Here is a 9457-nt window from a genome sequence, read left to right as displayed (position 1 = left end):
GGCGACGGCGACGGCGACGGCGACGGCGACGGCGACGGCGACGGCGACGGCGACGGCGACGGCGACGGCGACGGCGACGGCGACGGCGACGGCGACGGCGACAGGATCACGGTGGAGATCGATGACCCGAGCCGGGAGACTCACACGATGAGCCCCAGCACATCGTCCGAACCACTCCACCAAGGATGGGACGAGCCCTGGTACCGAGTGCGCACGGACCACTTCCGGGCGTCGTTCCTGCCCAGCGACGGCGAGGACCCGGACGAGGTCTGCAACGTCGACGTCTTCGTGACCCTGACGAACGGATCCTGTCGGACCGCCACCGTGTAAACCCTCGCGGAAGTCGAGCGCCTGATGAAACGCCGGGCAGGGACGGACGAAGCCCTCGCGGGCCGCTACTTCTGGGCCCCGGACACTCTGATCGTCAAAGAGCCCGGCACCACCAGCATGACCGGCGTGATCACCGGCCAGATCGACAACGGCGAGTTCACCGAGATCTTCCAACACGTGACCACCAACCGACCGAGTACTCGGCCACCGCAAGCGCCGTGAGCGGCCAGGCCACGACGCTCCCGCACACGACGACCCTAAGACGCCTCCTGAGCCGGTAGCCGGTAGCCGGAACCGTGGACGCAGACCACGTCACAGCGGTGGAGGAACCGGCCGAGGACAGCAATGGCAAGGACCTCGTCACCGAAGACCACCCGACCACCGTGCAGCCGGCACACCCCGCACACCCCCACCGCCAGCCCCCGCAAACCCCTGCCCGGACCCGGACCCGGCCGGCACCACGGACACCCCCACCCCACCGCCACAACAGACCCGACAGACCTGACAGACGCAAAAGAGCCAGAGGACCCGAAAGACCCAGAGAACCCGGGAGACCCGGCAGACCCAGGGGTCCCGGAAGACACAGAAGGCCCTTCCGGCGCTTTAGAGCGCTACAGGCGCGGTGGGGTCCACCCACCACGGGTTCGAGTCAGCCTTGAGGCCCGTACCCGACCGTGGCAGCCACACAGCTCCCCCTTCAGGAGGGTCACGGCGATGGCAGTCCACGGCGTCCAGCTCTACGACACCACCCTGCGCGACGGCACCCAGCAAGAAGGCATGGCCCTCACCGTCGACGACAAACTGGCCATCGCCCGCCACCTCGACGCCTTCGGCGTGCGCTACATCGAAGGCGGCTGGCCCGGCGCCATCCCCAAAGACACCGAGTTCTTCAACCGCGCCCGCACCGAACTCATCCTCCACAACGCCGAACTCGCCGCCTTCGGCGCCACCCGCCGCCCCGGCACCCTGGTCACCACCGACCCCCAGGTCCAAGCCCTCCTCGCCTCCCAGGCCCCCGTCATCACCCTCGTCGCCAAAAGCGACACCCGCCACGTCGAAAAAGCCCTCCGCACCACCCTCGCCGAGAACCTCGCCATGATCTCCACCACCGTGCGCCACCTCGTCCACGCCGGCCGCACCGTCTTCGTCGACGCCGAACACTACTTCGACGCCCACCGCCACAACCCCCACTACGCCCTCGCCTGCGTCCACGCCGCAACCGAAGCCGGCGCCCACACCGTCATCCTGTGCGACACCAACGGCGGCTCCCTGCCCCACCAGATCCACACAGCCGTCACCCACACCCTCAAAAACACCGGCGCCACCCTCGGCATCCACTGCCACGACGACACCGGCTGCGCCATCGCCAACACCCACGCCGCCCTCGACGCCGGCGCCACCCACGCCCAAGGCACCGCCCACGGCTACGGCGAACGCTGCGGCAACGCCAACCTCTTCACCCTCGCCGCCAACCTCACCCTCAAACACCCCACCCCCCTCGACCCCACCCCCAACCTCACCCACCTCACCACCACCGCCCGCGCCATCGCCCACATCACCCACATCCCCCCACGCCCCAACGACCCCTACACCGGCACCAGCGCCTTCACCCACAAAGCCGGCCTCCACGCCTCCGCCCTCCGCATCGACCCCGACCTCTACCAACACACCAACCCCACCCACACCGGCAACCACATGCGCACCCTCGTCTCCGACATGGGCGGCCGCTCCTCCATCGAACTCAAAGCCCAAGAACTCGGCTACCACCTCCCCGCCCACTCCCCCCACGCCGCCCAAGCCGCCACCCGCATCAAACAACTCGAAAACCAGGGCTACAGCTACGAAACCGCCGACGCCTCCCTCACCCTCCTCCTCCACACCATCCTCCACCCCACCACCAACCCCCACCCCCACTTCACCATCCACAACTGGACCCTCACCACCACCCACACCACCACCAACGGCAACAGCACCAGCCACGACAACAGCAACAGCCACGACAGCAGTGACAGCCACGACGGCTCCAACAGCTCCGACGGCTCCGACGGCAGTGGGGAAACACTCACCCACGCCACCCTCACCCTCACCATCCCCCACCACCCACCCATCACCACCACCGCCACCGCCCCCACCCCCCACCACGCCCTCGACCAGGCCCTCCACCAAGCACTCGACCCCCACTACCCCACCCTCACCACCCTCCACCTCACCCACCACCACACCCACACACCCACCACCAACAACAACACCAGCAACGGCGCCGGCAGCAACAACAGCAGTACCGATGCCGGAACCAGCACCAGCACCCTGCCACCCACCCGCATCCTCACCACCTACACCCACAACAACCAAACCCTCAACACCACCAGCACCCACACCAACCCCACCACCGCCACCTGGCACGCCCTCCTCGACGCCTACCACTACACCCTCCAACACACCACCACACCCACACCCCTACCCCAACCGAAACCCACGACGACGACCACGCACACGCCCGCGCCCACACCCAAAACCCTCCACCCCACCCCCCACTAACCACCCACCCACCACCCCTCAAATCGACCCCCACTCGCACCCCGCTCAAGCCCCACTAGCGCCCCCCTCAAACCCACCCCCACACACCCCCAGGTCAGCCCATGATGCAACCACGACACACGCAACCAGCGCGGCCGCACCCGACCACCGCGCAGCCGGGGGGACACATGGATGGCGAGGGACACGCCGTAGTGATCGGCTCCGGCACCGCCGGGCTCACCGCGGCCCGCGTACTGGCCCGCTACATGAACCGCGTCACCGTCATCGAACGGGACCGCACGCCCCGCGGCACCGAACGACGCCGTGGCATCCCCCAGGCCCGGCACACCCACAGCCTCATGCCCGCCGCCGAAGCCGGCCTGGAGCGTCTCTTCCCCGGGATCGGGCGGGATCTGACGACCGCCGGAGCCGTCCGCGTCCGCATGGCCCGGGACATGCTCGTCCACGGCCCCGCAGGCTGGCACGCCCCCAGTGCCTCACCCGCGACGTTCCTCAGCGCCGGCCGTGACCTCATCGACTCCGTGATCCGTACGCGCCTGCTCGCGAACGCCAATGTGCGCTTCCTCCACGGACATGACGTGGTCGCTCTCGAGCCCGGTCGTAACGACACCGTCACCGGCGTGTGGGCCCGGGCCCGCGTCACGGCCGACGGCCGGAGCGGGGCCGTGCGGAGGGACAGGGGCACGGGCGGCACCTGGGGAGCGCCGGAGCTGCTGCCCGCCGAGTTCGTCGTCGACGCCTCCGGCAGCGCGTCCCCCGCGCCTCGCTGGCTCCGCGAACTCGGCTACGCGCCGCCCCAGGAGAGCGTGGTGGCCGCCCACGCCTCCTATGCCTCCACCCTTCTGGCGCCCCCTGTCGGCCACATCGCCTCCTGGAAGAGTCTGCTTCTCCTCGGTGCGCCGGGCAGCCCGTTACAGGCCCAGCTGAACCCCGTCGAGGGGGGCCGCTGGTCGCTGACCCTGCGTTGCGGCGAGGGGATGCCGCTGCCCACCGACCATCTGAGCCTGATCGCGGCCACCGCGGCCCTCTCCCACCCTCTGCTGCACGACGTCACGGCCGCCGCCGAACCCCTGGGGCCCGTCTACACCTGCACCGCCACGGAGAATCGGTGGCGCCACTACGAGCGCCTCCGGCACTGGCCCGACCAGTTCCTCGTACTCGGTGACGCGCTCGCCACCCTCGACCCCGCTCACGGACAGGGCATCACCCTCGCCGTCCAGGGCGCGCTCACCCTCGATCACCTCCTGGACAGCCACGGCACCACCACGGGTCTCAGCTACCGCCTCCGTCGTGCGATCGCCCACCAGCTCAGCCCCACCTGGCGCACCAGCACCCAGAATCTCAAGCTCGCCAGGCCCCACACCAGCACGACGAGCGCCGCCGGCGGCCTGCGCGGCCGTCTGGCCAGGCGCTCGGCCGCCCGTGTCGAAGCCGCTGCCACGACCAGCGAACACGCCGCGACCCTCCTGCTGGAGCAGTGGCAGGCGCTCGCCCCGCGTGGGCCGTTGGGCCCGCGCGCCCTGTGGGCCGCCCGGGTGCGCGCCCCCGTCACAGACGCCCCTCTGCCGTCCGCGTCTGCCGGACCTTCCGACGGTACGCGCCGCAGCACCGCACGGCCGCCCCGTCCGGCCCTGGGCCGGAACAGCCCCCTGCGGAACGCGCCGAGCCGACCGTAGAACGCTACACACCAGATGGAGTTGGAGACGTAATGCCACGTGAGAGCCGTTGTCCGGCGTACCCGTCCGCCGCGGGCTTTCCCTTTGATCCCACGGCGGCGGGGGCCACGGCCCCGTCGCCGGCGGCACCCCGGCCACCGGCGGGTGTCCGCGACAGCCGAGCCGTGAGGGGAGAGACGCTGACATGAGCATCACCGACGAAGCGGTCCACAGCGAACACGGCGAGCCGTCGCCGGGTACGGCGTCGCGCGCCGAGACGTCGCGCGGCGAGCGCATGGCGGACTGGGCCGACGGGCGGCTGGGCACCTACAAGTGGGGCTCGCTGGTCCGCAAGGTGTTCCCGGAGCACTGGTCCTTCATGTTCGGCGAGATCGCGCTCTACAGCCTGGTCGTCCTGATCCTCACCGGCATCTATCTGACGCTTTTCTTCAACCCCAGCATGAGCGAGACCGTCTACCACGGCTCGCACGCCCCGCTCCAGGGGATCCAGATGTCGGAGGCCTACGCGTCCACCGTCAAGATCAGCTTCGAGGTGCGGGGCGGCCTGTTCATCCGTCAGCTGCACCACTGGGCCGCACTGACCATGATCGCGGCGACGATGGCCCACACGCTGCGCCACCTGCTCACCGGCTCCTTCCGCAAGCCCCGTGAGATCAACTGGCTGGTCGGCGTCGTCCTGTTGCTCCTGCTGACGCTGGAGGGCTTCGTCGGCTACTCGCTGCCCGACGACCTGCTCTCCGGCACGGGCCTGCGCATCGCCGAAGGCGTCACCCTGAGCATCCCGGTCGTCGGCACGTACCTGACGATGTTCCTGTTCGGCGGCGAGTTCCCCGGCACGGACGTCATCCCGCGCTTCTACGGCCTGCACATCCTGCTGATCCCGGGCATCCTGGTCGCGCTCGTCACCGCCCACCTCATCCTCGTCTTCTACCACAAGCACACCCAGTTCCGTGGTCCCGGCCGCACCGAGAAGAACGTGGTCGGCGAGCCCTTCGTGCCCAACTACGTCGCCAAGGCGGGCGGATTCTTCTTCCTGGTCTTCGGGGTGCTCGCGCTCCTCGCCGGCATCGTCCAGATCAACCCGGTCTGGTCCTACGGACCCTACCGCCCCGACCAGATCTCCCAAGGCTCCCAGCCCGACTGGTACATGGGCTTCCTGGAAGGGGCCCTGCGCGCCTTCCCCGCCTGGGAGTTCACCGTCAGCGGCCACACCATCAACCTGGGCATCCTCATCCCGGCCCTCGTCCTGCCCACCCTCCTGCTCGTCGTGGTGGCGTGCTGGCCCTTCTTCGAGGCGTGGCTCACCAAGGACAACCGCGAACACCATCTCCTGGACCGGCCGCGCGAGCACGCAACCCGGACGGCGTTCGTCTCCTCGCTGGTCGCGTTCTATCTGGTGCTGTTCTTCGGTGGAGCCAACGACATCCTCGCGGAGCGGTTCCACCTCTCCCTGAACGCCATCACCTGGACGATCCGGTTCGCCGTCTTCCTGGTTCCGGCGGGAACCTACGTCGTCACCAAGCGGATCTGCCTCGGTCTCCAGCGCCGCGACCACGACAAGCTCCTGCACGGCCGGGAGACCGGACGCATCACGCGTCACCCGCACGGCGAGTTCACCGAGGCACACGAGCCGCTCGACGCCGCGAGCCGGTTCACCCTGCTGTCCAAGCAGACCCCCGCACCGCTTCCGCCCACCGCCCCGGACAGCAACGGCATCCCCGCTCCGCGCCACCGCGTCCTCGAACTGCGCCACCGGCTCAGCCGCTGGCTGCACGCTGGCCAGCTTCCTCTTCCCACCGCCGAGGAACTCCAGCGGTCCCTGGACCACGCGCCGGAGAAGACCGTCACCCCCCACCAGGACGCGCCACCGGCCGAGATCCCGAGCCGCACGACCGAAGCGAGTCGGCAGTAGCCGCCAGTCGGAAGCCGTCGTTCCGCCCGCTTCATGCTCCGCACTACCTGACTACCTGACCACCTCACTACCTGCTCCGTACTACGTACTCCAGACACAGAGGTGTGCCGCCCGCCTGTCCGGTCCCGTCTCCCGCCGGGGTCGAGCGGGCGGGCGGTCCCGCTCCCGCCAGTTCCTGACCTGCGCCGCTCCCGCCGTGGTGCATCCATATGGATGGTGAGCATGCCGTCCCCGTGTTGCGCCGGAGGTACCGCCTCGTCGCGTACGTACGGTGACGGCCCCGCAGAGCACGGGGACATGACGCAGGGAGTGTGCTGATGGACCGCAGTAAGTGTCTGCTGCTGGCGGGCGCCACCGCCGTTTCGCTGATCGTGGGGCCCGCCGCGGGCCTGGCCGCGGCAACGCCGCAGACTCCGGCCGCCGCCTTCGCCGCCCCTCGGCCGACTCTCACGGCCAGGGCCACGGCCAGCAGTGTCAAGCTGTGGCAGGAGTTCCGGATCTACGGTCAGTCCTCGCACATGCGGGCCGGCACCCGGGTCACCCTCCAGCAGAAGCAGGGCCGCGTCTGGAAGTACCTCCCGGTGTCGATGAACACCACCCGCACCGGCGCCTACAACCTCCGCGTCAAGCTCGGCCTCAAGGGACCGAACCAACTGCGCATGGTGGGCGGTTCGGCCATCTCGCCCGTCGTGCGGGTCGACGTGCGCTGAGCGCCGCGCGGATTCCGCGCAGGTCTCCCGTACTCCGGGGGCGACGGTCCGCTCGAACACCATCGGGCGACGACGTGACGAACCCGACGGGCGCATGGAGCAACACGCTAGCCGACGTGGTCTGCTGCCGCGGGCACCGCGTTGCACGTCATCCTGGGGTGAGCACACCGCCTCGACCCGAAGGGCCTCCATGACCGTCCCCACCGCCCTGATCTCAGGAGCGAGCATCGCCGGGCCCGCCGTGGCGTACTGGCTGAACGTCCACGGCTGGCGCACCACCGTCGTCGAACGCTTCGACGAGTTGCGCGAGGACGGGCAGAACATCGATGTGCGCGGCGCCGGTCGCGAGGTCAGCCGGCGCATGGGCATCGAGGACGACATCCGGGCGGCGACCACCGGCGAGAAGGGCACCGAGTTCGTCGACGCCCTCGGCAGGCCTCTCGCCCGTTTCGCGGCCGGCACCTCCGACTCGTCCGGCGCCACCGCCGAACTGGAGATCCTGCGCGGTCAGTTGTCGCGGATCATCGTCGACCGCACCCGTGCCGAGACCGAGTACCTCTTCGGTGACCAGATCGTCGCCCTGGACGACGGGGAGGACGGGGTGAGCGTGGACTTCGCGCACGGCGCGACCCGCACCTTCGACCTCGTGATCGTCGCCGAGGGCCTGCGTTCCCGCACCCGGTCCCTGGTCTTCCCGGACCCGAGCCCCGTACACGAACTCGGCCTGTACACCGCCTACCTGACGATTCCACGCACCGCGGCGGACACCGATCTGTGGCGCTGGCACAGCGCCGGTCGCGGCCGCAGCGTCACCCTGCGCCCGGACAACGTCGGAACCACCCGGGCCACCCTCTCCTTCCTGTCCGACGTCCGGGGCCTGGAGGAGCTGGACCGCGACAGCCTGATCACCGTCCTGCGCCGCACCTTCGCGGACGTGGGCTGGGCCGCTCCGCGCGTTCTCGACGCCCTGGACGGTGCCCCGCTCTACTTCGACGCGGTCGGCCAGACCCGGATGCCGGCGTGGACCAGCGGTCGGGTCGCCCTCGTGGGGGACGCCGCCTACTGCTCCTCACCGATCAGCGGCATGAGCACGAGTCTCGCCCTCACCGGCGCCTACCTCCTCGCCGGTGAACTCGCCACCCACCCGCACACGTTGGCGTTCTCCCGCTACGAATCCCTCATGCGCCCGTACGTGGAACAGGCCCAGAAGCTGCCGCCGGGGACACCGCGCATCGCCAATCCTCGCAGCCGGGCCGGACTCGCCACGATGAACACCGTCCTCAGGATCGCCGGCACCCCCGCCGCCGCACACCTGGGCGGGCTCGCCTCACGCTGGTTCACCCCGCCCGCGGACGCCATCGATCTCCCCGCATACCCGCTCCCCCGTGCCACACGGTGACCACTTGAGACGCTTGAGACGCTTGAGACGGACGATGGCCGGGTTCCCGGCGGTGCTCCAGCGCGCAAAGGGCTGCGCGGGCGGCTTCGATACCGGGTCGCCGCCGCGCAGCTCCAAGCCGTGCAGGTCCGATCCGCACAGCTCCGAGCCGCACAGCTCCGATCCGCGCAGCCGCAACGCCGACCCGACGGTCACGCCGAGCCCCTTTCCGGAACGAGCCGCCTCCGGACGGAATGTCGTCCTACACTGACGCCCTGTAACGGAGAGGGCGTCATGGGAACGAGCACCGGGCCCGAGGACATCAGGCCGCAGCCGGACTATCCGCCCAAGACGCCGCCACCGCCGAGGCATCCGCCGAGCCCGCCCCCGCCGGAGCCGCCCCGCAGCGAGAGCGAGCAGCTCCTGATCGGCCTTCCCGTCCCGCAGCGCGCTTCGCATCGGACGGCGTTGCGCGTGATGAAGAACCGGCACGGCGCCTCCTGGACGCTGGAAAGCGGCCCGTGGATCCCGAAGAAGGCCGCCGGCCATGTCGGCGAACGGCTCGGCGACTGGGGACTGGCCCCGCCCGCGGCACTCGACGAGGTGGTGCGGCTGCTCACCGCCACGGTCGGCGCCGACGGCGGCCGCCGCATCAGCGTCCATCTGTCCGAACAGGACGGCCGGATCGTCGTCCTCGCGCTCAGCCACCGAAACCCGAGCGGCCCGCTCGGCGACGAGGTCCTGCCCGCTCTGCGCGGGCTGGGCGCGGTCAGCTGCGGAAGCGAGACCACCGACGGCGGTCGACAGGTGTGGGCGCTCCTCGACCTCGGGACGACCGGCGCCTGACCGGACGGGCCCACCCGCAGCACCGACCGCGGAGCAGGTTGCTGGGCCTGCTGCGCACGGTCAGGAG

Annotated in this window: 7 protein-coding genes and 2 pseudogenes; 8 read left to right on the top strand and 1 reads right to left on the bottom strand. The window is 70.2% G+C overall.

Annotated elements, in window-relative coordinates; translation table 11 throughout:
• Both ACIP5K_RS20385 and ACIP5K_RS20380 read left to right on the top strand, forming a co-directional pair.
• Positions 1 to 90, top strand: a pseudogene (locus ACIP5K_RS20385) (hypothetical protein); the annotation flags it as partial.
• A 57-nt stretch (positions 91 to 147) separates the two neighbouring features.
• A pseudogene (locus ACIP5K_RS20380) lies at positions 148 to 552 on the top strand (hypothetical protein).
• A gap of 35 nt (positions 553 to 587) precedes the next feature.
• Here ACIP5K_RS20380 and ACIP5K_RS20375 read toward each other — a convergent pair.
• Positions 588 to 704 (bottom strand): ATP-binding protein, encoded by a 117-nt coding sequence (locus ACIP5K_RS20375; protein ID WP_401411337.1) that lies wholly within the window; start codon positions 702 to 704, stop codon positions 588 to 590.
• A gap of 340 nt (positions 705 to 1044) precedes the next feature.
• On the opposite strand from ACIP5K_RS20375, the gene cimA reads away from it, so the two are divergent.
• The 6 genes from cimA (at position 1045) to ACIP5K_RS20345 (ending at position 9390) form a co-directional block, all read left to right on the top strand.
• Positions 1045 to 2868 (top strand): citramalate synthase, encoded by a 1824-nt coding sequence (gene cimA / locus ACIP5K_RS20370; RefSeq protein ID WP_401411336.1) that lies wholly within the window; start codon positions 1045 to 1047, stop codon positions 2866 to 2868.
• 167 nt (positions 2869 to 3035) lie between these two features.
• Positions 3036 to 4544 carry an NAD(P)/FAD-dependent oxidoreductase gene (locus tag ACIP5K_RS20365; protein ID WP_401411334.1) on the top strand — a complete coding sequence of 503 codons (1509 nt, stop codon included), beginning with the start codon at positions 3036 to 3038 and terminating at the stop codon, positions 4542 to 4544.
• Between the two features lie 184 nt (positions 4545 to 4728).
• Entirely contained in the window at positions 4729 to 6456 is a 1728-nt protein-coding gene (locus tag ACIP5K_RS20360; protein ID WP_401411332.1) for a cytochrome bc complex cytochrome b subunit, read from the top strand.
• 317 nt (positions 6457 to 6773) lie between these two features.
• Positions 6774 to 7166: a hypothetical protein gene (locus tag ACIP5K_RS20355; RefSeq protein WP_401411331.1), complete on the top strand. Its 393-nt coding sequence runs from the start codon at positions 6774 to 6776 to the stop codon at positions 7164 to 7166.
• 190 nt (positions 7167 to 7356) lie between these two features.
• Positions 7357 to 8565: an FAD-dependent monooxygenase gene (locus tag ACIP5K_RS20350; RefSeq protein ID WP_401411329.1), complete on the top strand. Its 1209-nt coding sequence runs from the start codon at positions 7357 to 7359 to the stop codon at positions 8563 to 8565.
• Between the two features lie 273 nt (positions 8566 to 8838).
• The gene (locus ACIP5K_RS20345; protein WP_401411327.1) at positions 8839 to 9390 is read left to right on the top strand and encodes a hypothetical protein; all 552 of its coding nucleotides are present in this window, start codon (positions 8839 to 8841) and stop codon (positions 9388 to 9390) included.
• Positions 9391 to 9457: the final 67 nt, after the last annotated feature.

It is taken from the genome of Streptomyces sp. NPDC088785 (assembly GCF_044750685.1).
Lineage (GTDB): Bacteria > Actinomycetota > Actinomycetes > Streptomycetales > Streptomycetaceae > Streptomyces.
Note: the sequence above shows the minus strand (reverse complement) of the source record. Positions and strands in the feature narration are given on the sequence as shown.

What these genes read in the sequence shown, in the direction of transcription:
- ACIP5K_RS20350 (WP_401411329.1), top strand. Translation starts at nt 7,357, where the DNA reads ATGACCGTCCCCACCGCCCTGATCTCAGGAGCGAGCATCGCCGGGCCC.
- ACIP5K_RS20360 (WP_401411332.1), top strand. Translation starts at nt 4,729, where the DNA reads ATGAGCATCACCGACGAAGCGGTCCACAGCGAACACGGCGAGCCGTCG.
- ACIP5K_RS20365 (WP_401411334.1), top strand. Translation starts at nt 3,036, where the DNA reads ATGGATGGCGAGGGACACGCCGTAGTGATCGGCTCCGGCACCGCCGGG.
- cimA (WP_401411336.1), top strand. Translation starts at nt 1,045, where the DNA reads ATGGCAGTCCACGGCGTCCAGCTCTACGACACCACCCTGCGCGACGGC.
- ACIP5K_RS20345 (WP_401411327.1), top strand. Translation starts at nt 8,839, where the DNA reads ATGGGAACGAGCACCGGGCCCGAGGACATCAGGCCGCAGCCGGACTAT.
- ACIP5K_RS20355 (WP_401411331.1), top strand. Translation starts at nt 6,774, where the DNA reads ATGGACCGCAGTAAGTGTCTGCTGCTGGCGGGCGCCACCGCCGTTTCG.